This window comes from Bradyrhizobium viridifuturi (assembly GCF_001238275.1).
Classification (GTDB): domain Bacteria; phylum Pseudomonadota; class Alphaproteobacteria; order Rhizobiales; family Xanthobacteraceae; genus Bradyrhizobium; species Bradyrhizobium viridifuturi.
The window spans coordinates 20,425-46,094 of record NZ_LGTB01000055.1; the positions used below are offsets into that span (position 1 = coordinate 20,425).

Here is a 25,670-nt window from a genome sequence, read left to right on the forward strand (position 1 = left end):
CGGGGAACGTCAGGATTGACGATTAAGTCTTTGCCTTTGCATCGATCTTGGCACCGATTTTGGTGGCAAGGCCGATAATCGCAAGCCGGTAACCGTCGATGCCGAAGCCGCAAAGTGACGCGAAGGCGGCTTTAGCAGTGAACGAGTGGTCCCGGAAGCTCTCGCGGGCGTGGATGTTGCTGACATGAACCTCGACAGCGGGAATCCTCACCGCAATCAGCGCGTCATGCAGCGCGATCGAGGTATGGGAGTAACCGCCAGCATTGATGATGATGCCGACCGCCTTCTTGGCGCGGGCCTCATGGATGAAGTCGATCAGTTCGCCCTCGCGGTTGGACTGCCGGCAGTCGGCGGTCAGCCCGAACTGGCGTGCGGTGTCCGCGCACAGCTTCTCGACATCGGCGAGGGTGGCGTGGCCGTAGGTCTCCGGCTCGCGCGTCCCCAGCAGATTGAGGTTCGGGCCGTTCAGCACATAGATCGTTCCGGCAGCAGCCATTGCAGGGGTTCCGGCCAAGAGGTCCGACAAGAGGTCCGAGGGGTTCCGACGAGGGGTGGAGTGGGCCGGGTTATAGGTAACAACCGGCCGCAGGGGAAGCCTTTAGGTGAAATCGGAATGCCTTTAACGGCTTCCTCCGCGTTGTCAGGTAGCTGGTGTAACCTACGGAAATTGCTGGTTAACCAAACCTCGCGGAAGCCGCGCCGGGGTGGCGCTCCCGCCCCGCCATCCACCGCCGTGACGCGAGAGCCGGCCGAATGCAAAACCCCGCCCCGAATGGGGCGGGGTTGAGAGTCGGCGGGGGCCTCTCACGGCACTCCCGCACCGAGGCCGGCTTAGCCCTCGATGATGTAGACGATCTCGTGGGTCTCCGGCTGCACGATGATGTAGCGGCCGTGGACCAGGATGAACTCATAGCCGCGCCACTGCGGGTAGATCGTCACGACCCGCTCCGGCACTGGATAGAAGTGCACGTCAGTCGGGACGCGGGTGCCGACCGCCACGTTGAAGTTCACGTTGGTGACCTCGGTGACGTGCTCCGACTTGATCGCGGTCGAGATCTGGGTGCGCTTCTCGGCCGGCGGAGCCGCGGTGGCCGACGTCGCCGCGTTGCCGGTGGTGGTCTGGGTGCGGCTGGTGTCGTTGGTCTGGGCGCGATTGGTGTCGGTCGGGCTCTTGGTCTGGGCGTTCTGGTTGGTGGTTGCACCGCTCTTCTCGCGGCTCTCGGCGTTCATGTTGCCGTTCTTTTCACGACCCTCGGCTTTCATGTTGCCGCTCTTGTCACGCTCTTCGGCCTTCATGTTGCCGCTCTTGTCGCGGCCCTCGGCCTTCATGTCCTTCGAGCTCTCCTTGCCCTTGGTGGTCTCGTTCTCCGAGCTCATGCCCTTCGACTTTTGGGTATTTTCCTGGGCGCCCTTGGTGGCGGGGCCTGCCTTGTCGGACTCGGCGCCCTTCATGCCGGGCGATTCACCCTTCATGCCCGAAGAAGACTCACCGGTCGTCGAATGTTCGGAACCCTTCATGCCACCGGAATCATGCTGCATCGTGCCCGACGACGCGCCACCTGACGGTGCAGAGTGCTGCATGGTCGCGCCACCGCCGGCCCCGGATTCCTTGTTGGCGCCGCCCGCGCCCTGTGCATTCGCGAAACCGGTGCCGGCGAGCAAAGCCGCCGCAGCGACCGAAATCAGAAAGCGCTTAGACATCGAAATTCCTCCTCGTTTTTCAGCATTGCCCGCGCCGACAACAAAAGAGGAAGTGCGATGTTCCTGTTGATTTGCGGTTCCCCGCGCTTTGTTTCCTGTGTGAATGCGCGATGAACAGCGCGCGCTTCAACCGCAGGCCCAGTCGAACTCCATGCTCGCAAGATCGAGCTGGCCATTGCCGCCGCCGAAATTGAAGCCGCCGAAATGCTCTTCGATCTCGAGATAGGTCGCGCTGTATTTCGGCGTCCACTGATTGGGAAACATCGTGCCGCCGAGATGGTTGCGGCCGTGCAGCCGGTCGAGACCTTGCGCAGTGCCGGCCTCGCTATAGGGCGCGATGTAGTCGCCGAGCTCGCCCTTGTGCAGCAGATGATCGCGGGGCGGCTTGCCGACATTGGGATCGTCGTCACGCGGCGCGAGCGCGATGCCGTAGGCGTGGTGTCCGGTCTCCGGGATGCAGCCGAACAGGCGATACCAGTAGGTCTTCTCCAGCTCGTCGATCCGGGTACCGCGTCCGACATTGACGTCGAACGCCGTGCGCGCCGCGCCCTTCACGAGCCAGCGCGGCGGCGGATTGGCTTCCAGCAGCGGATTGTCGGCAAGCTCAGGTGGTTGGCAGAGCGGTCCTGCGAACTCGGCCTCGGTGAGCCAGATCGCCGCGAAATTGTGGTCGATGATATCCTTCGTCCGGAATTCCATCGGATGACGGTTCTGTCGATACGCGAAGTACGGCAACAGATTCAGATCGGACGGACGTTCGATGGTCTCGGCCGCCGCGAGATATTGCGCGACCGCATCGATCTCGACGGGTTCGTCGTACTGCTGATCGGCGAACATCGCGAGCGCGACATAGGCGTCGCCCTTGGCGCGATACTGCGTCGGGACGCGCAGCGTGAAGCAGTGCTGCATCGGAAAGCCGTCGTGCGGACTGAGCGGCCATTGCTCGCTGCGAATGCCTGATGGCAGGCCGTAGCACCAGCCGTGATCATGCTCGGAGCCGCGCTGCGGCGCGGTCTTCAGCAGCGTGAGGTCGTAGCCAAGGGTTGGCGGGGCGAGCGGCATCGCGTGCGGCTTCCGTTGTTGGTGACGGCCCTTGGTTGCGGCCAGCGCGGAGTTGGTTCGGTGACCGCAACAAAAATCCGGCTGCCTGGCAGCCGGATTTCGTTGAGTGAACGAGCTTCGTCGGGAAGGGGATCAGCAGGTCGCCTTGCCGCAGCGGGCAATGCCGATCTTCTCCTTGAGGCCGTCGACGCCGACCGCGCCGATCACGACCTGCTTGCCGATCACGTAGCTCGGCGTGCCGTTCATGCCCATGGATTCGGCGAGACGGAAGTTCTCCTCGATGGTCGCCTTGACCTCGGGGCTCGCCATGTCCTTCTCGAGCTTCGCCATGTCGAGGCCGACGTCCTTGGCAACTGCAAGGGCGCGCGCCTTGTCGGCCGCGCCGCGGCCGCCCAGGAGCTTCTGGTGAAACTCGAGATACTTCTTGCCGGTCGGATCCTGCATGCGCACGGCAACAGCGACCTGCGCGGCCTCGACCGAGCCCTGGCTCAGCACCGGGAACTCCTTCAGCACCACCTTCAGCTTCGGATCCGACTTCATCAGGTCGAGCATGTCGGACATCGCGCGCTTGCAGTAGCCGCAATTGTAATCGAAGAACTCGACGAAGGTGACGTCGCCGTCCTTGTTGCCGAGCATGACGCCGCGCGGCGAGTTGAAGATCGTGTCGGCGTTCTTGGCGACGCTCTGCTCATGCTTCTCGGCCTCGGCGGCGGCCTGCCGCTTGCTGAGCTCGTTCATTGCCTCTTCGAGCACCTCGGGATGCGCGATCAGGTAGTTGCGCACGATGGTCTCGATGTCGCCGCGCTGGGTGTCGTTGAAGCTCTGCGCGGACGCCGTCAGCGGCGCGGCGCAAACGCCTAGCGCGAGCAGGGCAGGGGCAAGAAAACGAAGCGCTGGCATAGACAAAATCCTTGTTCGAGGTGGCCCGAAATGCGGCATCGCCGTGGGCCGGTTTCGGTGATCGTTGTATGGAACTACGGTTTATTTCTAGTTGTTTTTCTGACCCGGCATCGGCTTGGCGCTCACAATGTCGTCAGCTTTGACCCAGCCGGGCGTGCCGATCGCGAACCGCGTCTTGGCGCGCGACGCCAGCTCCCGGGCGGTCTTGGCGTCGCCGCGGAGATAGGCGGCCTGGGCTGAGGCGAGGTCGGCCTGGGCGTAGTCGCCCTTGCGGCCATAGGCCATCGCGAGCTGGGTGTAGCCGAGCGGCGCCTCGGGCTCGCGCGCCACCGCGGCGCGCAGCATGTTGATCGCCTCGTCGGTGGTGGCCTTGTTGTCGGTGGCGACCAGCGCCTGGCCGAGCAGCATCTCGATCAGCGGCGAATTGCTGGAGAGCTGCACCGCGCGGCGCAGCGGCGCGATCGCCTCCGCCGGCCGGCCGCCTTCGAGCAGGGCCTGGCCGCGCAATTCGTAGAAATAGGGATTGTTGGGCTGGACCTGGATCAAGCCGTCGATCTGCGCGATCGCCGAACGCAGATCGCCGTGCAGATAGGTGGTGATCGCGCGGGCATAGCGCGCCGGCAGGCTGGTGTTGGACAGCGGGTAGCGGCGGTAGACGGTGTCCTGCCGCTCCATGAAGCCCGAGATCTTGGCGCGCATCATGTCGTGACGCAGCTGCAGCGCCGGATCGTCCTTCTTGTCCCAATAGGGGCTCGAGCGCGCCAGTTCCTCCAGCGCGGACACGCGATCGACCGGCATCGGATGCGACTGCAGATAGGGATCGGCGCCGCGCGCGGCGAACAGGCTCTCGTCGGTGAAGCGCTTGAACGTCTCGTACATGCCCCGGGCCGACTGCCCGGTCGCAGTCAGGAACTTGACCCCGGCGCGGTCGGCGTTTTCTTCCTGCTGGCGCTGATAGGACAATAGCGAGCGCTGGATGACCGATTGCGGCGCCGAGATCGCCGCCGCGCCGGCGCTGGAAAGGCCGTTGCCGGCGCCCCGGCCGCCCGCACCCGCGGCGAGCGCGCCGACGCCGAGCAGCATCGCGATGATCATCTGGGTCTGCGCCTGCGCCAGTTGCTCGCGCATCTTGGCAAGATGGCCGCCGGCCAGATGGCCCGTCTCATGCGCCAGCACGCCGATGATCTGGTTCGGCGTCTCTGATTGCAGCAGCGCGCCGTAATTGACGAAGATGCGGCGGCCGTCGGCGACGAAGGCGTTGAACGAGCTGTCGTTGATGATCACGATCTGGATATTCTGCTTCTCCAGACCGGCCGCGCGCAGGATCGGCCGGGTGTATTCGCGCAGCAGCTGCTCGGACTCGGTGTCGCGCAGCACCGGCGGGCCCTTCTGCTGGGCCCGCGCAGGGACGACGGGACCAACGGCGAGCGCGACCGCGGTCAGCAGGGCGGTCAGCTTGAAGGTCCGAGTGAGGCGGAACAGCATGGGCGATCTATCGGCGATGACGGGCCGCGCCGGAGCAAACGCGGGTTCCGGGGCCGGCCGGATCGTACGCGTGGCGCAGTCTGTTGTTTTTACAGTTCTTCTTCACGCGAACCGGGGATGCACTTGGGGTATTCACCTGGCCTGAAAGCGCTATAAGGAGCCACCGAATGCGGCCAGTCTGGGGCGGTCGCGGATGACGGGAACCCAAATCCGGCCGCGGCCGTGCAATAGCAGAAATCCATGCCTGAAGCGACAGCGAGAGACCGTGTGAGCAGCCTTTTGACAGCGTCCGGGCGGAGCGATGTTCCGCCGTTCATGGTGATGGACGTGATGGCCGCCGCGGCGCGAATCGAGGCCGCCGGCGGCCATGTCATCCATATGGAGGTGGGGCAGCCCGCCGAGGGCGCGCCGAAGCAGGCGATCGCGGCTGCGCAGGCTGCGCTTGCCGGCGGCCGGATCGACTACACCTCGGCGCTCGGGATTCCCTCGCTGCGCGCGCGCATCGCGCGGCATTACCGCGACACGTATGGCTGCGGGGTCGATGCCGAGCGCATCATCGTCACGACCGGCTCGTCCGGCGGCTTCATCCTGGCGTTCCTCGCGATGTTCGAGCCGGGCGACCGGGTCGCGGTCACCGTACCGGGCTATCCGCCGTACCGGCACATCCTGACGGCGCTGGGCTGCGAGCCGGTGCTGATCGAGACCTCTGGCGACACCCGCCATGCCTTGACCGGCGAGGCGCTGCTGGCAGCCCATCGCAAGGCGCCGCTGAAGGGCGTGCTGGTCGGCAGCCCGGCCAACCCGACCGGCACCATGATGTCGCGCGAGGCGCTGTCGAGCCTGATGGCGGCCGCCGACAGTGCGGGCATCCGCTTCATCTCCGACGAGATCTATCACGGGCTCGACTATGCGTTCCCCGCGGTGACGGCGGCCGAGCTGTCGCCGAATGCGCTCGTGATCAACTCGTTCTCGAAGTACTTCTGCATGACCGGCTGGCGGGTCGGCTGGATGGTGGTGCCCGAGGTGCTGGTGCGGCCGATCGAACGGCTGCAGCAGAACCTGTCGATCTCGGTGCCGACCCTGTCGCAGATCGCCGCCGAAGCCGCGTTCGAGGGCCGCGAGGAGATGGAGGCGATCAAGCGCGGTTATCAGGAGAACCGCCGCATCCTGATCGAAGGCCTGCCGAAGGCCGGGCTGACCAAGTTCCTGCCGGCCGACGGCGCGTTCTATCTCTATGCCGACGTCTCCGACTTCACCTCCGACAGCTTCGCCTTCGCCAGCGAGATGCTCGAGAAGGCGCATGTCGCGGCGACCCCTGGCGTCGATTTCGATCCGATCCACGGCCGCGCCTTCATCCGATTTTCCTATGCGCGTTCCGCGGCGGAGATGCAGGAAGCAGTTGCGCGGATCGCGCATTGGCTTAAATAGCCCGCAAACTTCAAGAGCCTTCCATCTTGTCGGTTCGATCCGCTTCGCAAGCGCCGTGCCTGTTTCGGCGCTGCGGCACGCGACAGATCGCCGCGGATAAACGGCAGGCCTCACACAGTTCCATTTGACTTGAACGGCCAAGTTGATCTTGCTATTTCCGCCATTTCTGAGGGGGAGTGACACATGGCAACGGCAACCGTTGCCACGGCTTCACCGGCGTCTGCCGGTGGCAAGCCGTGGTATAAGATTCTCTATGTCCAGGTCCTGATCGCGATCGTGCTCGGCGCGGTGGTCGGCGCGTTCTGGCCGTCGCTTGCCACCAACGACTGGATCAAGGCGCTCGGTGACGGCTTCATCAAGCTGATCAAGATGGTGATCGCGCCGATCATCTTCTGCACCGTGGTCTCGGGCATCGCGCATATCCAGGATGCGAAGAAGGTCGGCCGCATCGGCGTCAAGGCGCTGGTCTATTTCGAGGTCGTCTCGACCTTCGCGCTGGTGATCGGATTGCTGATCGGCAATCTGGTGAAGCCGGGTGCGGGCTTCGGCAGCGCGGCGGCGAATGCGCAGGCGGTCGCCAATTATGCCAAGCAGGCCGAGGCGCAGAAGAGCGTCGACTTCGTGCTGCATATCATTCCGGACACGGTGGTCGGCGCCTTCGCGCAGGGCGAGATCCTGCAGGTGCTGCTGTTCTCGGTGCTGTTCGGTTTCGCGATCATGGGCCTCGGCGAGCGCGGCCACACCATCCGCTCGTTCATCGACGACGCCGCTCATGCGGTGTTCGGCGTGATCTCGATCGTGATGCGGGCGGCGCCGATCGGCGCGTTCGGCGCGATGGCCTTCACCATCGGCAAGTTCGGCACCGGCGCGATCCTCAATCTGATGGGGCTGATCGCGACGTTCTATCTGACCGCCGCGCTGTTCGTGTTCGTGGTGCTCGGCATCATCGCGCGGATCGCGGGCTTCTCGATCTTCAAGTTCCTGGCCTATATCAAGGACGAACTCCTGATCGTGCTCGGCACCTCGTCCTCCGAGAGCGCGCTGCCGTCGTTGATGGAGAAGCTCGAACGGCTCGGTTGCTCGAAATCCGTGGTCGGGCTCGTGGTGCCCACGGGCTACTCGTTCAACCTCGACGGCACCAACATCTACATGACGCTGGCGACGTTGTTCATCGCGCAGGCGCTGGGCTACGACCTCTCGTTCAGCCAGCAGCTCACGATCCTGGTCGTGGCGATGCTGACCTCGAAGGGCGCCTCCGGCATCACCGGCGCGGGTTTCATCACGCTGGCCGCAACGCTTGCGGTGGTCGATCCGCGGCTGGTGCCGGGCATGGCGATCGTGCTCGGCATCGACAAGTTCATGAGCGAGTGCCGCGCGCTGACCAATCTGTGCGGCAACGGCGTCGCCTGCGTGATCGTCGCCTGGTGGGAGGGCGAGCTCGACCGCGACAAGCTCAACGCCAATCTCTCGCGGCAGATCGATCCGACCGACATGGAGACCGCGCTGACGACGGATTGATCCGCGTCCGCAGCTAGAACCGGTCCAGCCGATACGGCGAGGTGTCCACCGCGGATGCCTCGCCGTTCATCGTTTCGGCCAGCACCCGCGCCGTCGCCGGGCCGAGTGTGAAGCCCTGATGGCCGTGACCGAAGTTCACCCACAGTCCGCGATGGCGCGGCGCAGACCCGAGCACCGGCAGCATGTCGGTGGTGCAGGGGCGGGTGCCGAACCATGGCTCGGGTTCGACGCGGCTGCCGATCTCGATCAGTTGCCGCGCCGCAGCTTCGGCGTAGCCGAGCTGGATCGGCGTCGCCGGCGCATCGAGACTGGTCAGCTCCGCGCCGGTGGTGATGCGGATCCCCTTGGCCATCGGCGCCATCGCATAGCCGTTTGCAGTGTCGACCAAGGGCAGATCGAGCGAGCGGCCGCCCTGGTAGTGCATGTGGTAGCCGCGCTTGCGCACCAGCGGGATCCGGTAGCCGAACTTGCGCAGCAATTGCGGTGACCACGGACCCAGCGTCACGACGACGTTGGCGGCATTGATCCGGCCGCCCGTGGTGTCGACCGACCAGCCGGACGTCGTCTGCGCCAGCGTCTGCGCATCGCCGTGCAGCAGCGTGCCGCCGAGACGCTCGAACAAGCCGGCATAGGCGGACACCAGCCCGCCGGGATCCGACACGGTCCACGGCCCGAGCCAGTGGATGGCGCCGGGCAGGTCGTCGCGCAGCAATGGCTCCGCCTTGGCGAGTTCGCGGCCGTCGAGCACGCGAAACTGTACGCCGAAGTCGCGCCGGTTCTCTTCCGCGACGGCGATCGCCTGCTCAAGCGCTGTGGGGTCGCGGTGCAGCAGCCGATAGCCGGCGCGGCGGATCAGATTGTCGGCATGCGCGTCGCGGATCAGCGTATCGTGCTCCGCGGTGGCGTAGGCGATCAGGCGCGCCCAGGCGAGGGTGGCTTCGCGGTGTCGCTCCGGCGTCGAGTTCCACCAATAGCGCAGCAGCGGACCGGCGTGCCGCGGCAGCGAGGCCAGGCGGTAGCGCACGTCGTTGGTGCGCCCCATCGCGATCCTCGCCAGCGTGGCGGGATCGCGCGGCATCGGATAGGGCCGCACCGCCTCGCTCTGAATGATGCCGGCATTGCCGTAGCTGGTCTCGCGGCCCGGTTCCTTGCGGTCGACCAGCGTGACCGACCAGCCGCGGCGCTGCAAATGCAGCGCCGTGCTGACGCCCACCATGCCGCCGCCAAGAACGATCGCGCTTTGCATTGCATCCGTCTCCGTCAGGCTCCGTTACGCCTGACGAACGGATGACCTGTCCAATAAAAACGCCCGGCGTGAACCGGGCGTTTTGACTTGTCGCTGGCGCTAGTTGCCGCCGCCGAAACGTCGCGACCACCAACCCTTGCGGGCCGGCGCCTCGGCCGCTGCGGGCTCGGGCGCAGCAGCTGCGGGTTCAGGCGCGGGGGCAGTGTGCTCCGCCGGGCTCTGAGCCGGTGCCTCCGGTTGCGGGCTCGACGTGAAGCTGACCTTTTCGCGCACCGTCGAGCGGCGGCGCTGCGCGCGGTCGCCTTCGGCAGCCGTGTCGTCTGCGACGGGCGCTGCAACGGGTTCGGGCTCGCGCGCGGCGACCGCCTCAACAGGCGCGGCTTCAACCGGCTGCCATTCCGGCGGCGCGGCGATCAGCTCGGGCTGCACGAGCGAGGGCGCCGGCTCAGCGTCGTGGCTGTCGAAATCGGCGACCGCGTCGGCGGCTTCGGGCGCCGGCGCCGGGCTCAGCTCATCGGCGATCGATCCGGCGAGACCGTCATCCGGCCCGCCGCTGCCGCGCCGGCGGCGGCCGCCACGGCGTCCGCGGCGGCGCGGACGGCGATCGCCGTTGCCGGCCTGATCGTCGCGGGCTGCGCCCTGGCTTCGTCGCCTTCTTCCTCATCGCCTTCGGCATCGGATGCGGCTACCGCCTCGGTGCCTTCGGGCAGGACATGCATCAGATCGCCGTCCTCGCGCGGCGGCTGGGCGCCGTCACGCGCCTCGCTACCACCGCGTCCGCGGCGCCGGCGGCGGCGCTTGCGGCGCTGGCCGTCGCCTTCACCCTCGGCGGCGCCTGTCTCCTCGCCGGCCGCACGGTCGTCGGCGAGGCCTTCGGTCTCGTTGGTCTCAACCTCTGCCTCGTATTCGAACAGTTCTTCCTCGTCATCGGCCTCTTCGGCCTGCGAGGGCGCGGAGGCCGCCTGCGCCGCGAGCAGCGCCTTGGCGGCTTCGAGCGTATGGACCTGCTCGCCGCGGTCGATGATGTAGGATTGCTGGCCGTGCACCGTGGCGTCGGCGACGATCGACAGCGAGACGCGGAAGGAATCTTCGAGGTCGCGCAGATGGCCGCGCTTGTGGTTCAGCACATAGAGCGCGACGTCGGTGCGGGTGCGGACCACAAGATTGTGGGTCGCGCCCTTCATCAGGATCTCTTCGATGCCGCGGAGCAGCTGCAGCGCCACCGACGAGACCGAACGGACGTGGCCTGAGCCGCCGCATTGCGGGCAGGGCTCGGTCGAGCTCTCCAGCACGCTGGCGCGGATGCGCTGGCGCGACATTTCCAGGAGGCCGAAGTGCGAGATGCGGCCGACCTGGATCCGCGCACGGTCCTGGCGCAGGCAGTCGGACAGCTTGCGCTCGACCGCGCGGTTGTTGCGCTTCTCGTCCATGTCGATGAAGTCGATGACGATCAGGCCCGCGAGATCACGCAGGCGCAGCTGTCGCGCCACTTCTTCCGCGGCTTCCAGATTGGTCTTGAGCGCGGTGTCCTCGATATGGTGCTCGCGCGTGGCGCGGCCGGAGTTGACGTCGATCGAGACCAGCGCCTCGGTCTGGTTGATCACGATGTAGCCGCCGGAGCGCAGCTGCACGGTCGGCGAGAACATCGCGTCGAGCTGGCTCTCGACGCCCATCCGTGAGAACAGCGGCTGGCCGTCGCGATACTGCTTCACCGCGCGCACGTTCGCCGGCATCAGCATCTTCATGAAATCGCGTGCTTCGCGGTAGCCGGCTTCGCCCGCCACCTGAATCTCGTCGATCTCCTTGTTGTAGAGGTCGCGCAGCGAGCGCTTGATCAGCGAGCCTTCCTCGTAGACCAGGGTCGGCGCCTGCGACTTCAGCGTCAGGTCGCGCACCGTCTCCCACATCCGGATCAGGTACTCGAAGTCGCGCTTGATCTCCGGCTTGCTGCGGGAAGCACCGGCGGTGCGCAGGATGATCCCCATGCCCTCGGGCACGTCGAGGTCCTGGACCACTTCCTTCAGCCGGGAACGGTCCTGGGCGAGTGATCTTGCGGCTGATGCCGCCGCCGCGCGCGGTGTTGGGCATCAGCACGGCATAGCGGCCGGCGAGCGACAGATAGGTGGTGAGAGCCGCGCCCTTGTTGCCGCGCTCTTCCTTGACGACCTGCACCAGCATCACCTGCCGGCGCTTGATCACTTCCTGGATCTTGTACTGGCGGCGCGGGCGGAACGCGCGCTCCGGAACCTCCTCGAGCACATCGTCGCCGCCGACGGATTCGACGACGTCCTCTTCCTCGCCTTCTTCGCCGTCATCCTCTTCATCATCTTCACCGGCGTCGTCGCCAGGCACGGCCTCGGGCGCGGCCACTTCAGCGAACGCGGCATATTCGGCGACCGCATGCTCATCGGCCACGGCGTGGACTTCGTCGTCAGCCACATGCGGCGCGTCGTCGGCATGAGCAGCGTTTTCCTCGACCTGCTCCTCATGGGCCCGCTCGGGCTCGTGATTGACCTCGATGGGCTCGAAGGCCTCCGGCGCGGCAGATGCAACCGAGGCTTCGACCACCGCGACGACGGGATCGGTCGGAGCGTCGGCAGCCGGCGCCTCGCTCACGGCCGGGGCGTGGTCGTGGTCGTGCGCATGGTCATGGTCGTGGTGGTCGTGATCGTGGTCATCGTGGCCATGATCGTCATGAGCGTGGTCATGATCATGATCATGGTGATGCTCGTGGTCCTCGTGCTGCGCATGATCATGCGCTTCATGCTCGTGACCCTCGTGGGCGATCACGCCATGCTCGTGGTGCTCGGCATCATGTTCATGGTGCTCGGCATCGACCGGGTGTTCGGCCGCGGGCAGCGCCTGGGCGTCGCCGGCCCCCTCGATCACCTCGCTCTGGACACGGTCGCCATGGCCGCGGCGGCGGGCATTGCGATGGCGCGAGCGGCGGCGATGGCCGCGATTCTCGTGCTCTTCCTCGGCCTCGCGATGGGCGCGCTCGTCGGCTTCGATCAGCGCCTGACGGTCGGCGACCGGGATCTGGTAGTAGTCGGGATGGATTTCGCTGAAGGCCAGGAAGCCGTGCCGGTTGCCGCCATACTCGATGAAGGCAGCCTGCAGCGACGGCTCAACGCGCGTGACCTTGGCGAGGTAAATGTTGCCGCGCAGTTGTTTGCGCTGGGCGGTCTCGAAATCAAACTCTTCGACGCGATTGCCGCGGACCACGACGACCCGGGTTTCTTCCGGGTGGGTGGCATCGATCAACATCTTGTTGGGCATTTTGGAGCTCTTGACGGCGGCGGGCGCGGATCATGGCGCGCGCAAACTGCGCCGCCCGGTGACGCGACGGTCCACCTGATTCGGGGGTGAGGGGAAGGCCAAAACGCGTCTCGCGGCGCAGCGCCGGACGGGAACTCACCGGGATGATGCGACGGGCGAGGTTTTCACCTCGCGTCAGCGCGATCATTCGGGGGATCCTGGTCGGCAATACAGTCTGGCGCATTAAGCGTCGGCCCGTCTAAACATGTTGGCGGCGAAATTGACCGCCGTATCTTTTGCTGAAAGCCCCGTCCGGCGCCGAAGCGCCTGCCGGCCATCGCATATCGAGGCCCCAAGGGACCGGATAATCGGTTACGCCGTGTCTCAAACCGTCCCTCTGGCGAGGGAGTGTGTCTGGGACCGGACGCCGCTCGGGCTTGAATCCGCCACTCCGTGTCAGCCGCGCGCGGCGCTGGCTGGGGAGGGACCGGAAAAACACGGCGGGATCTTCGACTTGGAAGGTTCCACCGCTGCACCGGGAGGCTGAACGCGACACAACCGGGAGTACTAGCCGTCAGCATCCCGTACATACGTGGATTGACCGTCGCGCGCAAGCGAAGCGTCACGCCGCCGCAACACTCGGTTCTTTTCGCCTTGGCGTCATTAGGGTGCGATTAACCGTGTGGTTCTAATGCGGTAAGAAGCAGCTGGGAGGCTCCGAATCGGGTGGAGAACCGCGCAAAACACCTTGTTTTTCTGGGATGCGGGCTGTTGTGCGCTGCAGCATCGGTGTTTGCCGTGGCCAGCGCCCCGAGCGCAGCCGAAGGACCGCAGACCGGTCAGTCTGCGCCGCCCACAAGCGCGCCCGCCGCCACCTCGTCCGACGCCAGCACCCCGAATTTCCCGGTCGCATCCGGCGCCAGGCTCGCCGGCGACGACAAGCAGACCCGATTCATCCTCGATCTCGACCGCAAGATCGAGTTTCGCGCCTTCCCGCTGGCCGACCCGTACCGCGTGGTGGTCGACATCCCGCAGGTCAATTTCCAGCTCGCGGCCGGCACCGGCTCGGCGGCGCGGGGATTGGTGAAGGCGTTCCGCTATGGCCTCGTGATGCCCGGCGGCTCGCGGATCGTGTTCGACATGACCGGTCCGGTGAAAATCGCCAATTCCTACGTGCTCGACGCTGCCAATGGCCAGCCACCGCGGCTGGTGCTGGATTTCGAGCAGGTCGATCGCACCAGCTTCGTGCAGTCGCTCGCGCCGGAGAGCCGACCCGAATTGAAGCCGGCGATCTCCGAATCCACCACCGCGACCATTCCGGCCGTCACCAGCGCGGCGCTGCCGCCGCTTGCGACCACCGACGCGCGCCCGCTGATCGTGATCGATCCCGGTCACGGCGGCATCGACAACGGCACCCAGTCCGGCGACCAGACCGAGAAGAACCTAGTGCTGGGCTTTGGCCTTGCGCTGCGCGACCGGATCGAGAAGTCGGGCAAATATCGCGTGGTCATGACCCGGTCCGACGACACGTTCATTCCACTGAACGACCGGGTGAAGATCGCGCGCGCGCAATCCGCGGCGCTGTTCGTCTCGATCCATGCCGACGCCTTGCCGCGCCGCGAGGGCGATGCCCAGGGCGCCACGATCTACACGGTGTCGGACAAGGCCTCCGACGCCGAGGCCGAGCGGCTGGCGGAAGCGGAGAACAAGGCCGACGCCATCGCCGGCGTCAATCTGACCGACGAGCCGACCGAGGTCGCCGACATCCTGATCGACCTCGCGCAGCGCGAAACCAAGACCTTTTCCAATCGGTTCGCCCGTCTCTTGATGGACGAGATGAAGACCACGGTGCGGATGCACAAGCATCCGCTGAAATCGGCCGGCTTCCGGGTGCTGAAGGCTCCCGACGTGCCGTCCGTGCTGGTCGAGATCGGCTACGTCTCCAACAAGGGCGACCTCGAGCACTTGGTGTCCGAGAACTGGCGGAACAAGGCCGTCGGATCGATGGTCCAGGCGATCGACACGTTCTTCGCCAAACGGCTGGCAACTGCCGGACCGGCAAAGTGAAATCGGCAGTCTGAAAAGCCGGGGTCGTTGCCCGGAAGCCCTAGTTTGGCCACAGCGCCGACGGTATAGACAATGGACCGCAGGTCCGCAGAATCGACCATATTGTCCGGCGGCTCTTGTATTTTCGTGTGCGCTCGATGGCTCGCTGGGCCAAGGCCTCGTTGTGTGAGGTTTCGCACTTTTGGACAGGCGCTTCTGACGAATGAGCGCCGGAGGGTAGGAACGGAACGTCGATAATGCGCCTGCTCGTGCGGTTTTTGGGTTTCCTGTTCGCCGCTGGAACCGTCGTGTTCCTGGTCGGAGTCGCAGCCGTCGCCGGCGCCATCTGGCATTTCTCCAAGGATCTGCCCGATTACTCGCAGCTGCAGGACTACGAGCCTCCGGTGATGACCCGCGTGCACGCCTCTGACGGCGCGCTGCTCGGCGAATATTCCAAGGAGCGCCGGCTCTATCTGCCGATCCAGGCGGTGCCGAAGCTCGTGATCAACGCGTTCCTCGCCGCCGAGGACAAGAACTTCTACGAGCATGGCGGCATCGACTACCAGGGCATGGCGCGCGCTGCGATCCTCTACGCACAGAACTACGGCTCCAATCGTCGCCCGCAGGGCGCCTCGACCATCACCCAGCAGGTCGCCAAGAACTTCCTGCTGACCAACGAGGTCTCGTTCGCGCGCAAGATCAAGGAAGCCTTGCTGGCGATGCGCATCGAGCGCGCCTATTCCAAGGACCGCATCCTCGAGCTCTATCTCAACGAAATCTATCTCGGGCTCGGTGCCTACGGCATCGCGGCGGCGTCGTTGGTCTACTTCGACAAATCGGTCAACGAGCTGACGATCGCGGAAGCGTCCTATCTTGCCTCGCTGCCGAAGGCGCCGGCCGCGCTGCATCCGGTCCGCAACCGCGACCGCGCCATCGAGCGCCGCAACTATGTGATCGACCGCCTGCTGGAGAACGGCTGGATCAAGCAGGCCGATGCCGACAAGGCGCGCAAGGACCCGCTCAACGTCACCAGCCGCTCGAACGGCGCGCATATCTTCGCCGGCGAGTATTTCGCCGAGGAAGTCCGTCGCGACATTTTCGAGCGCTACGGCGAAAAGAAACTCTACGAGGGTGGCCTCTCGGTCCGCACTACGCTGGATCCCAAGATCCAGGTGATGGCGCGCAAGACCATGGTTGCAGGTCTCGTCAATTACGACGAGGCGCAGGGCTGGCGCGGCGCGCTCCACAAGCTCGACATTTCCGGCGACTGGGGCGTCAAGCTCGCCGACGTCAAGTCGCTCTCCGACATCTCGCCGTGGCGGATGGCGGTGGTGCTGGAGACCAGCGATCAGTCGGCGCGGATCGGCTTCCAGCCGGGCCGCGAGCTCGGCGGCGCGGTCAGCAAGGAGCGGCAGACCGGCATCATCACGATCGACGGCGTGCGCTGGGCGAAGACCAAGGGCAAGGCGCCGACGGCGGTGTCGCAGGTGCTGCAGCCGGGCGACGTGATCTATGCCGATCCGCTGGTGACCAAGGAAGGCACGGCGGTCGAGGGCCAGTATCGCCTGCGGCAGTTGCCCGAGGTCTCCGGCGCGATGGTGGCGATGGATCCGTGGACCGGCCGCGTGCTGGCGATGGTCGGCGGCTTCTCGTTCGACCAGAGCCAGTTCAACCGGGCGACGCAGGCCTACCGGCAGCCGGGCTCGTCGTTCAAGCCGATCGTGTATTCGTCGGCGCTGGACAATGGCTATACGCCGTCGACCACGGTGATCGACGCGCCGATCGAGATCGATCAGGGGCAGGGCGCCGGCGTCTGGCGTCCGGAGAACTATTCGACCGGCAAGTATTACGGCCCGACCACGCTGCGTAACGCGTTGCAGCGCTCCCTCAACACGGTGACGGTGCGCCTCGCACAGGACATCGGCATGCCGCTGGTCGGCGAGTATGCAAAACGCTTCGGCGTTTATGACGAGCTGCCGAACTATCTGTCGTATGCGCTCGGGGCCGGCGAAACCACCGTGATGCGCATGGTCACGGCCTATTCGATGTTCGCCAATGGCGGCCGCCGGGTGAAGCCGACCTTGATCGATCGCATCCAGGATCGCTACGGCCATACCATCTTCAAGCACGACACCCGCGAATGCCGCGGCTGCGACGCGCCCGGCGGCTGGAAGAGCCAGCCGGAGCCGCAGCTGGTCGACCGCCGCGAGCAGGTGCTCGATCCGATGACCGCCTACCAGATCACCGAGATGATGGAGGGCGTCGTCCAGCGCGGCACCGCGACCGTCGTGAAGGAGGTCGGCAAGCCGATCGCCGGCAAGACCGGCACCACCAACGACGAGAAAGACGTCTGGTTCGTCGGCTTCTCGCCGGACCTCGCGGTCGGCGTCTACATGGGCTACGACAAGCCGCGCAATCTCGGCCGCACCGCCACCGGTGGTCACGTGGCCGCGCCGATTGCCCGCGACTTCCTCAAGCTTGCGCTCGCCGACAAGCCGCCGACGCCGTTCAAGGTGCCGGCCGGGATCAAGCTGATCCGCGTCGACGCCAAGACCGGCATGCGCGCCGGCCCGGGCGATGGCGGCAACACCATCCTCGAAGCCTTCAAGCCGGGCACCGCGCCGCCGGAGAATTACTCGGTGATCGGGGTCGCCGATGCCGATGGCCGCAGCCCTGCGCCCGGCCCGCAGCCCTCGCAGAGTGGCGGCCAGCCCGACGGCGGCTTCTTCATGCGCCCGGGAACCGGGGGACTTTACTAGGGCGTTTTCGCGCGAAGCGGACACCGGCTCGTCTGAAGAACAGCCGTCAAAACAAAACGCTAGAGAGCCCCGTTCCGATGCAATCGTGGAAATGGCTCCAGCAGCCTACGAACGCAAATCGCCGGGATAGTGCGGCCAAGCCGATTGCGCTTTGCCGCGCCGCTCGCTACATCCCCCGGAACCTTTTCGCCAACACCTGAAAGACCATGCGCGCGGAAATCGAACGCCTTGTTGAAGAGATCAAGCAGTCAGTCGGGCTGCTGAGGAGGCATCTTTGACGTCGAACAATCGACGGCACGCCTCGCTGAGCTGAACAAGCTCGCAGAAGATTCCAATCTCTGGAACGATCCCCAGAAGGCCCAGCGGCTGATGCAGGAGCGCACCTCGTTGGAGGACGCGCTCTCGGGCATCGGCAAGGTCGAGCGCGAGCTCGAGGATCAGGTCGGCATGATCGAGCTCGGCGAGGCCGAGAACGACGCCGGCGTGGTCGCTGAAGCCGAGAAGGCGCTCAAGGACCTCAAGAAGGAGGTTGCCCGGCGCGAGCTGGAAGCGCTGCTCTCGGGCGAGGCCGACAAGTTCGATTCCTATCTCGAGGTCCATGCCGGCGCCGGCGGCACCGAGAGCCAGGACTGGGCGCAGATGCTGCTGCGCATGTACACGCGCTGGGCGGAGAAGCACGGCTTCAAGATCGAGTTCCTCGAAGAGTCCCAGGGCGAAGAGGCCGGCATCAAGTCCGCCACGATCCAGATCTCCGGCCATAATGCCTATGGCTGGCTGAAGACCGAGGCCGGCGTGCACCGCCTAGTGCGCATCTCGCCGTTCGATTCCAATGCGCGGCGGCATACCTCGTTCTCGTCGGTGCAGATTTTCCCTGTGATCGACGACAGCATCAAGATCGAGATCAAGGAGTCCGACGTCCGCACCGACACAATGCGGTCGGGCGGCGCCGGCGGTCAGCACGTCAACAAGACCGAGTCGGCGGTGCGCCTCACGCACATTCCGACCGGCATCGCCGTGGTCTGCCAGGCCGGCCGCTCCCAGCACAAGAACCGGGCGCAGGCCTGGGACATGCTGCGTGCGCGGCTTTACGAGATCGAGCTGAAGAAGCGCGAGGAGCAGGCGGCTGCCGATCAGGCCGCCAAGACCGACATCGGCTGGGGTCACCAGATCCGCTCCTATGTGCTGCAGCCCTATCAGATGGTGAAGGATTTGCGCACCGGCGTGCAGACCTCCGACACCTCTGGGGTGCTCGACGGCGATCTCGATGAATTCATGGCGGCGACCCTGGCGCAACGTGCCTTCGGCACCGGGCCCGGCTCCGTCGAGGATGTGGATTAGCCCATGCCGCGCGTCGCTTTCATCGGATTGGGACGCATGGGCCACGGGATGGCGGCCCGCTACCTCGATGCCGGCTTCACGGTTGCGGTGTGGAACCGCAGCAAGGCCAAGGCCGAGGACCTGATCGCCCGCGGCGCGCTGTGGGCGACCTCGCCGGAGGATGCGGCGATCGATGCTGATGCCGTCGTGACCATGGTCGCGGACGATGAGGCATCGCGCGCCGTCTGGCTGACCAGGGATGGTGCCGCCGCCACGATGAAGGCCGGCACGCTCGCAATCGAGTGCTCCACGGTCTCCTATCAGCACACGCTCGATATGGCGCGCGAACTGCAGAGCCGCGGCCTGATCTACATCGATTGCCCCGTCACCGGCCTGCCGGAAGCGGCAGCCGCCGGTAAGCTGACGCTGCTGGTGGGCGCAGACAGTGCCGACCTCGACAAGGCACGGCCGTTCCTCGCGCCGATCGGCAGCACGATCCGCCATTTCGGCGCGGTCGGCACCGGCACCGTGTTCAAGCTGATCAACAACCTGATCGGCGCGGTGCAGATCGCGAGCCTCGCCGAGGGCGTTGCGATCGCCGAGCAGGCCGGTCTCGACATGAAATTGGTCGCCGAAGCGCTCGGGACCGGCGCGATCGCCAGCCCGCAGGTGATCCGCCACAGCAAGCGGATGGTCGAGCGCAATTTCTCCGGCGCATCCTTCACTGCGGCGCTGCGCCACAAGGATGCGGAATATGCCGTGCGGCTCGCCGAGACGCTGCTGCCCGGCGTGCCCGTGAGCCGCGCCGCGCTCGCCGCCTACGACAAGGCGAGGGCTCATGCCCCCGACGGCGACGAAGGCCAGATGATCGAGATCGTGTCGCGGCCGAAATAGGCAGGGCCGCCATTCACGGAAATCGGGTGGGAATTGTCGCGGCGTCGCGTTAGTCAGCTGTGCCCGCGCTGACGAGAGCCCGACATGCCTTCCACCGACAGCAGGATCGATCGCCGCGACTGGGGCCTGCTTGGCCTGCTGTCGGTGCTCTGGGGCGGCTCGTTCTTCTTCAACGGCGTGATCCTGCGCGAATTGCCGCCGCTGACGCTGGTGCTGCTGCGCGTCATGCTCGGCGCGATCATCCTGCTGCCGCTGCTGCGAGCCGCGAAGATCGAATTCCCGCGCGGCGCCTCCGCCTGGGCGCCGTTCTTCGCGATGGGGCTGTTCAACAACGTGCTGCCGTTCTCGCTGATCGTGTTCGGGCAGACCTATATTCCGAGCGGGCTGGCTTCGATCCTCAACGCGACGACCCCGCTGTTCGCGGTGATCATCATGGCAACGGCCGGCGAGGAGAGGCTGCAGGCGCGCCGCGTCGCGGGCGTGGTGGTCGGACTCATCGGGGTCGCGATCCTGCACGGCGATGCACTCGGCTTCGAGAGCCGCCAGGGCATCGGCATCCTGCTGTGCCTCGCCGGCGCCTTCAGCTACGGCATCGCGGCGCTGGTCGGGCGGCGGCTGCCACAGCGCGTGCCGCCGCTCGGCACGGCGACATTCCAGATGATGACATCGGCAGTGATGATGGCGCCGATCGCCGCCGTGGCCGATCGGCCCTGGCTGCTGCCGATGCCGCATTCGACCACGTGGCTCGCCGTGCTTGGGCTCGCGGCACTGTCGACGGCGCTGGCCTACATCGTGTTCTTTCAGATCCTGCAGCGCTCCGGCGCGACCAATGTGATGCTGGTGACGCTGCTGATTCCAGTCACCGCGATGCTGCTCGGCTACCTCGTCCTCGGCGAGCCGATCGCGCTGCGCGAGATCATCGGCGCGCTCGTGATCTCAAGCGCGCTGCTGCTGATCGACGGGCGTGTGCTGAGCTGGTTCAGCCGCGCGCCTGCTTCCACGCCGCATACCATCCGGTAAAGCGTCCGCTGTCGCGCTCGCCGCCGTGCCAGGCGGCATAGGCGGTGCCGTCATCGGCGACCAGCACCACGGCATCGAGGCCCTTGGAGCGGCGCAGCGTGTCCATCGCCTGCGCCGGGGTCTGCGCGATCGGGCCTGCGACGTTGAACGACGTGTTGACCGACATTTCGACGCCGATATGGCGGCCGAGCGCCTTCAGATAGGCGTAGGTGAGGGGATCGTCGGCCTCGCGCACGATCTGGATGCGGCCGGTGCCGTCGGCGTGAACCACGGCCGGAATTCTGGCCCGCGCTTCCGGCTTCGAATGCGCCGTGAGCACCATGTAGTTGTAGGCGTTGTAGTCGCCGTCGGATGCGCCGTCTTCCAGCTCGAAATAATCGCGTGCGGCTTCAAGCGTCGCCATCGGCGCCAGCGGCCGGATCGCCTCGCGGTACTTGACGCGCTCGTTGAGCCGCTCGCGCACCTCGGCATCGCAGGGGTTGGCGAGTATCGAGCGATGGCCGAGCGCGCGCGGGCCGGTCTCGGCCGCGCCCTGATAGATCGCTATCACGCCGCCCTGCGCCACCATGCTCGCCATCAGATCCGCAACCGCATCGCGCCCCTCCGACGTTGCGACGTTGCCGATCGCGGTCGAGGCTATGTCGTCGGCGTTGAGCGCCTCGGTGATGTCGGCGTTCGAGGGCGGCAGGCCGCAATAGAACGCATGCGACAGCGGCGCGCCGCGCGGCGCTCCCGCCATATGCGCAAACAGCCATGCGGCGCCGATCGGCACGCCGGGATCGCCGGGCACCGGTGGGACCCACATGTGCAGCCGCGTCTTGCGCTGCTGCGCGCGTCGAACCACGCTTCGTCAAAATGCTCGAGCAGCCGCATGTTGCCGAGCGCGTTCAGCGCCACGCCGCCGGTCAGCACCAGGCGATCGGTGCCGGTGATGCGCAAGAGGTGATCGATGACATGGATCATCGCATCCTCGAACACCAGCTGCGTCGCGGCGGCCTTGTCGACGCGATCCTTGGTGTCGGGGCGGTGATTGATGTCCTCGACGCGCAGCACGGCGTCGGGATTCCAGAGCTGATCGGGTCGCAGCGGCGGACCGAGGATGTCGATCAACGGCTGCTTGTACGGATTGTCGGCGGGATCGGCATACCAATTGGCCATCGCACGATTGAGCTGCACGCTGCCGTCGGGGCCGAGCTGCAGCACGTCCTTCAATCGCTGATAGTACGGATTGGTGGCGCGGTTCATGTCGCCCCAGGCGGCGGCGCCCATGTAGCGGCCCTCGCTGGAGAGCCAGGTCCAGCCGCCCTGGCTCGACGAGATCACGGTGTAGAAGGCGCCGAGCGAATCGAACAGGCTTTCGTTGCAATAGAGCTGCTCCATCTCGCCGTTCTCGGCGACATAGAGCGAGATCGAGCCGAGATCGCCGGTGCCGTCGAGCACCGCGATCGCGACGCGCTCGCGCAGATCGGCGAACGGCGAGGCGGTGAACGAGTACCAGGCGTGATTGTCGTGATGCGGCATGCAGATCAGCGGCAGTTGCTCGCCGAGCCCGTACATCCTGCCGAGCCTGCGCGAGATGCGCCGCACCTGGTCCATCTGTCGCAGGTTGATGGCGGGCGCGATCGGCGCGCGCAGCAATTTGATGCTGGCCGGCGCTTCCTCGAGCGAGGTGCGGATCAGCATCGACAGCAGTGCCGGATAGTCCCATGTCGTGACGAAGGCCGCGATGTCGCCGATGTCGCGGCCCATGCGCTGCAGCACCTTGCGCATATCCTCGAGCGCGTATTGCGGAAACTCGTTGGTATGTTTGTTTCCGGAAAAGCGCTCTTCCTCGTTGTTGACGATCAGGCGCGGGCCGTCCTTCTGGGTGACCTCGACCAGCGCGACGCCGGTGTTGTGCGTGCCGGGGCAGGCGAGGCCCGCGATATAGACGGTCTCGCCGCGCTGCAGCCTTTCGCGGATCGAGGCGATCGTGGCTTGCGCGAACTCGCCATTGACCTTGTGCAGGCCGCGACCAGCCAGCGCACGTTCGCTGAAGCGGCGCGTGATTTCATAGCCCGCAGCCGCAATACGCGGATGCCGCGGACCGGTACGAATGTCCGGTTTACGCAATCAGAACGCCTCGACTCGTGATCCCCAGATCGACCTTCAATCATAAATAGCGCCAGGCAACAATGCCGTTTCGCCCAACGGAAAAACCCGGCGCTTGCCAGCGTATGCGTCTCTTGCGAGACTTGCCGTCAAAACCACGACAAAAATCGGGAGAAAACGATGCCGGCTCGTTCTGGATATATTGGCGCAATCGCGGCCTTCGCAAGTGTGGCGCTGCTCGCGACCTCGGCCCACGCCCAGAAGAAATACGATCCCGGCGTGACCGATACCGAAATCAAGATCGGGAACATCATGCCCTATAGCGGCCCGGCGTCGTCCTACGGCGTGATCGGCAAGACCGAGGCCGCGTTCTTCAAGATGATCAACGAACAGGGCGGCATCAACGGCCGCAAGATCAACTTCATCAGCTACGACGATGCCTATTCGCCGCCCAAGGCGATCGAGCAGGCGCGCAAGCTGGTCGAGAGCGACGAGGTGCTGCTGATCTTCCAGGCGCTCGGCACGCCGTCCAATTCGGCAATCATGAAATACATGAATGCCAAGAAGGTGCCGCAATTGTTCGTCGCCTCCGGCGGCACCAAGTTCGGCGACCCCAAGAATTTCCCCTGGACGATGGGCTTTCAGCCCAACTACCAGAGCGAGGGGCGCATCTATGCGAAATACATTCGCGACAAGTTTCCAAACGGCAAGATCGCGGTGTTCTGGCAGAACGACGATGCCGGCAAGGATCAGTTCAAGGGCCTGAAGGACGGGCTCGGCGACAAGGCGGGCATGATCATCGCCGACAAGTCCTACGAGGTCTCCGATCCCTCGATCGATTCGCAGATCGTCGCGCTGCACGATTCCGGCGCCGACATCTTCTTTTCATGGGCGGCGCCGAAGGGATCGGCGCAGGCGATTCGCAAGGTCGGCGAACTCGGCTGGAAGCCGAAATTCTTCCTCGCCAACACCGCGACCTCGGTCGCCTCGGTCTTGAAGCCGGCGGGGCTCGAATATTCCAAGGACATCATCTCGACGGCCTATCTGAAGGACCCGACCGATCCGACCTGGGACAAGGATCCTCCCGTCGTGAAATGGCGCGCGTTCATGGACAAATATTATCCCGACGGCGACAAGGGCAACGCCAACAACCTCTATGGCTATGTGCAGGCCGAGGCCATGGTGCAGGTGCTGAAGCAGTGCGGCGACAATCTGACGCGCGAGAACGTGATGAAGCAGGCCGCCAATTTGAAGAACTTCCACTCCGACCTGATGCTGCCGGGCGTCATGGTCAACACCTCGCCGGACGACTACTTCCCGATCGAGCAGATGCAGTTGATGCGGTTCAACGGCGAGGCTTGGGAGCTGTTCGGCGACGTCATCACGGGCGAGGTAGGTCACGACGCGACACGGTAGGAGCTCGCTCCTGAGAAGGACCCGGCTCGCGCCGACACACCGCTGTCGTCCCTGCGAAAGCAGGGACCCATAGCCACAGGCGCGTGTTATTGAAGTGAGCTGGGACTCCAGCGCTGTGCAACAACAGCCATTTGTGGTTATGGGTCCCGGGTCGCGCTTCGCTTGCCCGGGACGACATCGAGCTTGTTGCGCGGTCGTGGGTTCAAGGCGCAGGTCATCCCCGGCACACCGTGGCGGCGTCCGCCAGGATCTTCTCCGGCCGGCGGGCACGGAGCGCCATGCCGCCGGCGACGCCGACGCCGATCACGTACATCCAGCCTTCGTGAAAATCGGACAGGTGCGAATTGAGCAGGGAGCTGGTGATGTTCTGCACCACCACGGCGAGCCCGACCCAGCTCACGAGATTGCGGCCGGCGAACAGCCTGACGTGGCTGGCCCACATCGCGTAGAGCAGCAGGATGCCCAGGAGCCCCGACTGGACCCCGACATTGAGGGTCTGGTTGTGCGGGTTGTTGATCACCTCGGCCTGAAGGCCGGTTTTCCCGGCTGCATCCCGGGTGAACAACTGCTTGATCGAGCCGGTGCCATGGCCGAGCAAGGGTGCCTCGCCGATGAACTTCACCGACTTCCGCCAATAGGTCAGGCGCTGCGCGGTGGAGGCGATGCCCGAAGTATCCTGCGCGCGATACTCGATGCCGACATCGGCGATGCGTTGGCGCAGATAGGGTGACGTCGTCCAGACCACGAGGCTCGTGACGGCGACCGCGGCGAACAACAGGCGTGTGGCGCGCCGGGACAGATGCAGCGAGGCGAACAGGACCAACAGCACCGGCATGTAGACCAGCGCGGTCCGCGCCGAGACGACGTAGAGCATGTTGACGACGAACAGCAGCATCAGCGCGATGGCGCCGGCGGCGAGGCGCCACTGTCGGGCCCGCAGGGCCGTCAATGCCGGCAGCGCCAGCGCGAAGGCGCAGAGCGCGAATTCCTGGCTCTGGTCGAGGTAATTCTTGACCGGCACGCCGTCGGAGGCGGTGTGCGCGAGCTTGAGCTGCGGCAGCGCCAGCACGATCCAGGACAGGATCATCAGCAGCGTGCACGACAGCAGGAAGGCCAGGAACACCCAGAGCCCGCGCTGCGAGCGCTGGAAGTAGCCGAGCAGGAACGGCAGCAGCAGCAACTTGCTGAGCGGCTTGATGCCCTGGAGCCGTTCGGCCCAGCCGGTCTCCGACCACGCCACGCCGATCACCGCGAGCGCTAGCAACGCAACGGGCAATGCAAAGGCAGGCCGGGCGAGGTCGAGAATGAACTGCTCCCAGTCGACGGTCGGGATCACGGCGACCAGCCACAGCAGCATGAAAATCGCGAGCAGCGACGTCGACCATGGCAGCGAGGCTGCGGCCAGCACGATCAGGATGTCGGTCGCACGGACATAAGCTGTCGATCCGGACCAGGTGCGAACGCGGTCGCGCCAGCGCATGGCGGGCGCGACGGCGGCATCGATCGCGTGGAGATCGGTGGTCATGACG

General features: G+C 65.6%; 17 protein-coding genes and 1 pseudogene. 8 read left to right on the forward strand and 10 right to left on the reverse strand.

The window, feature by feature from the left end:
• Window positions 1–22: 22 nt before the first annotated feature.
• The 5 genes from aroQ to ALC15_RS36190 all read right to left on the reverse strand — a co-directional run bounded on the left by aroQ (window position 23) and on the right by ALC15_RS36190 (window position 5,148).
• On the reverse strand, window positions 23–496 hold the full coding sequence (gene aroQ, locus ALC15_RS36170) for a type II 3-dehydroquinate dehydratase (RefSeq protein WP_050631404.1): 474 nt from the start codon (window positions 494–496) through the stop codon (window positions 23–25).
• Window positions 497–831: 335 nt separating this feature from the next.
• Window positions 832–1,701 carry a DUF1236 domain-containing protein gene (locus tag ALC15_RS36175; RefSeq protein ID WP_050631405.1) on the reverse strand — a complete coding sequence of 290 codons (870 nt, stop codon included), beginning with the start codon at window positions 1,699–1,701 and terminating at the stop codon, window positions 832–834.
• 126 nt (window positions 1,702–1,827) lie between these two features.
• Window positions 1,828–2,763, reverse strand: a complete 936-nt coding sequence (locus tag ALC15_RS36180) for a hypothetical protein (RefSeq protein ID WP_050631406.1) — start codon at window positions 2,761–2,763, stop codon at window positions 1,828–1,830.
• Window positions 2,764–2,895: 132 nt separating this feature from the next.
• A complete protein-coding gene (locus ALC15_RS36185) occupies window positions 2,896–3,663 on the reverse strand; it encodes a DsbA family protein (protein WP_050631407.1) in 768 nt (255 codons plus the stop codon).
• Between the two features lie 87 nt (window positions 3,664–3,750).
• The gene (locus tag ALC15_RS36190) at window positions 3,751–5,148 is read right to left on the reverse strand and encodes a M48 family metalloprotease (protein ID WP_050631408.1); all 1,398 of its coding nucleotides are present in this window, start codon (window positions 5,146–5,148) and stop codon (window positions 3,751–3,753) included.
• Between the two features lie 240 nt (window positions 5,149–5,388).
• Here ALC15_RS36190 and ALC15_RS36195 point away from each other — a divergent pair, with 240 nt between their 5' ends.
• On the forward strand, window positions 5,389–6,576 hold the full coding sequence (locus ALC15_RS36195; protein ID WP_050631409.1) for a pyridoxal phosphate-dependent aminotransferase: 1,188 nt from the start codon (window positions 5,389–5,391) through the stop codon (window positions 6,574–6,576).
• Window positions 6,577–6,759: 183 nt separating this feature from the next.
• On the forward strand, window positions 6,760–8,094 hold the full coding sequence (locus tag ALC15_RS36200; protein ID WP_050631410.1) for a dicarboxylate/amino acid:cation symporter: 1,335 nt from the start codon (window positions 6,760–6,762) through the stop codon (window positions 8,092–8,094).
• A gap of 13 nt (window positions 8,095–8,107) precedes the next feature.
• Here ALC15_RS36200 and ALC15_RS36205 read toward each other — a convergent pair whose 3' ends face one another.
• Complete coding sequence (locus ALC15_RS36205) at window positions 8,108–9,340, reverse strand: NAD(P)/FAD-dependent oxidoreductase (RefSeq protein ID WP_050631411.1); 1,233 nt, start codon at window positions 9,338–9,340, stop codon at window positions 8,108–8,110.
• A gap of 99 nt (window positions 9,341–9,439) precedes the next feature.
• Window positions 9,440–12,619, reverse strand: a pseudogene (locus tag ALC15_RS36210) (Rne/Rng family ribonuclease).
• Between the two features lie 705 nt (window positions 12,620–13,324).
• On the opposite strand from ALC15_RS36210, the gene ALC15_RS36215 reads away from it, so the two are divergent.
• The 5 genes from ALC15_RS36215 to ALC15_RS36235 all read left to right on the forward strand — a co-directional run bounded on the left by ALC15_RS36215 (window position 13,325) and on the right by ALC15_RS36235 (window position 20,634).
• A complete protein-coding gene (locus ALC15_RS36215) occupies window positions 13,325–14,665 on the forward strand; it encodes an N-acetylmuramoyl-L-alanine amidase (protein ID WP_050631412.1) in 1,341 nt (446 codons plus the stop codon).
• A gap of 236 nt (window positions 14,666–14,901) precedes the next feature.
• Complete coding sequence (locus tag ALC15_RS36220) at window positions 14,902–17,403, forward strand: penicillin-binding protein 1A (protein WP_050631413.1); 2,502 nt, start codon at window positions 14,902–14,904, stop codon at window positions 17,401–17,403.
• A 206-nt stretch (window positions 17,404–17,609) separates the two neighbouring features.
• A protein-coding gene (gene prfB, locus ALC15_RS36225; RefSeq protein ID WP_106939930.1) for a peptide chain release factor 2 occupies window positions 17,610–18,741 on the forward strand; the annotation gives its coding sequence in 2 pieces (ribosomal slippage) (window positions 17,610–17,678 and window positions 17,680–18,741; 1,131 coding nt in all).
• A 3-nt stretch (window positions 18,742–18,744) separates the two neighbouring features.
• Window positions 18,745–19,614 (forward strand): NAD(P)-dependent oxidoreductase, encoded by an 870-nt coding sequence (locus ALC15_RS36230; protein WP_050631414.1) that lies wholly within the window; start codon window positions 18,745–18,747, stop codon window positions 19,612–19,614.
• Window positions 19,615–19,698: 84 nt separating this feature from the next.
• Window positions 19,699–20,634, forward strand: a complete 936-nt coding sequence (locus ALC15_RS36235) for a DMT family transporter (RefSeq protein WP_050631415.1) — start codon at window positions 19,699–19,701, stop codon at window positions 20,632–20,634.
• On the opposite strand, the gene ALC15_RS45240 is transcribed toward ALC15_RS36235, so the two are convergent.
• Together ALC15_RS45240 and ALC15_RS36245 are read right to left on the reverse strand one after the other, a co-directional pair.
• Window positions 20,594–21,373, reverse strand: a complete 780-nt coding sequence (locus tag ALC15_RS45240) for a carbamoyltransferase C-terminal domain-containing protein (protein ID WP_050631416.1) — start codon at window positions 21,371–21,373, stop codon at window positions 20,594–20,596. The two genes, ALC15_RS36235 and ALC15_RS45240, sit on opposite strands and share 41 nt — an antisense overlap.
• The gene (locus tag ALC15_RS36245; RefSeq protein ID WP_050631417.1) at window positions 21,271–22,746 is read right to left on the reverse strand and encodes a carbamoyltransferase N-terminal domain-containing protein; all 1,476 of its coding nucleotides are present in this window, start codon (window positions 22,744–22,746) and stop codon (window positions 21,271–21,273) included. Before ALC15_RS36245 ends, ALC15_RS45240 begins: the two co-directional genes overlap by 103 nt.
• 159 nt (window positions 22,747–22,905) lie before the next feature.
• Here ALC15_RS36245 and ALC15_RS36250 point away from each other — a divergent pair, with 159 nt between their 5' ends.
• Window positions 22,906–24,141 (forward strand): ABC transporter substrate-binding protein, encoded by a 1,236-nt coding sequence (locus ALC15_RS36250; protein ID WP_050631418.1) that lies wholly within the window; start codon window positions 22,906–22,908, stop codon window positions 24,139–24,141.
• Between the two features lie 214 nt (window positions 24,142–24,355).
• Here ALC15_RS36250 and ALC15_RS36255 read toward each other — a convergent pair whose 3' ends face one another.
• A complete protein-coding gene (locus ALC15_RS36255; RefSeq protein WP_050631419.1) occupies window positions 24,356–25,666 on the reverse strand; it encodes an O-antigen ligase family protein in 1,311 nt (436 codons plus the stop codon).
• Window positions 25,667–25,670 lie beyond the last annotated feature (4 nt).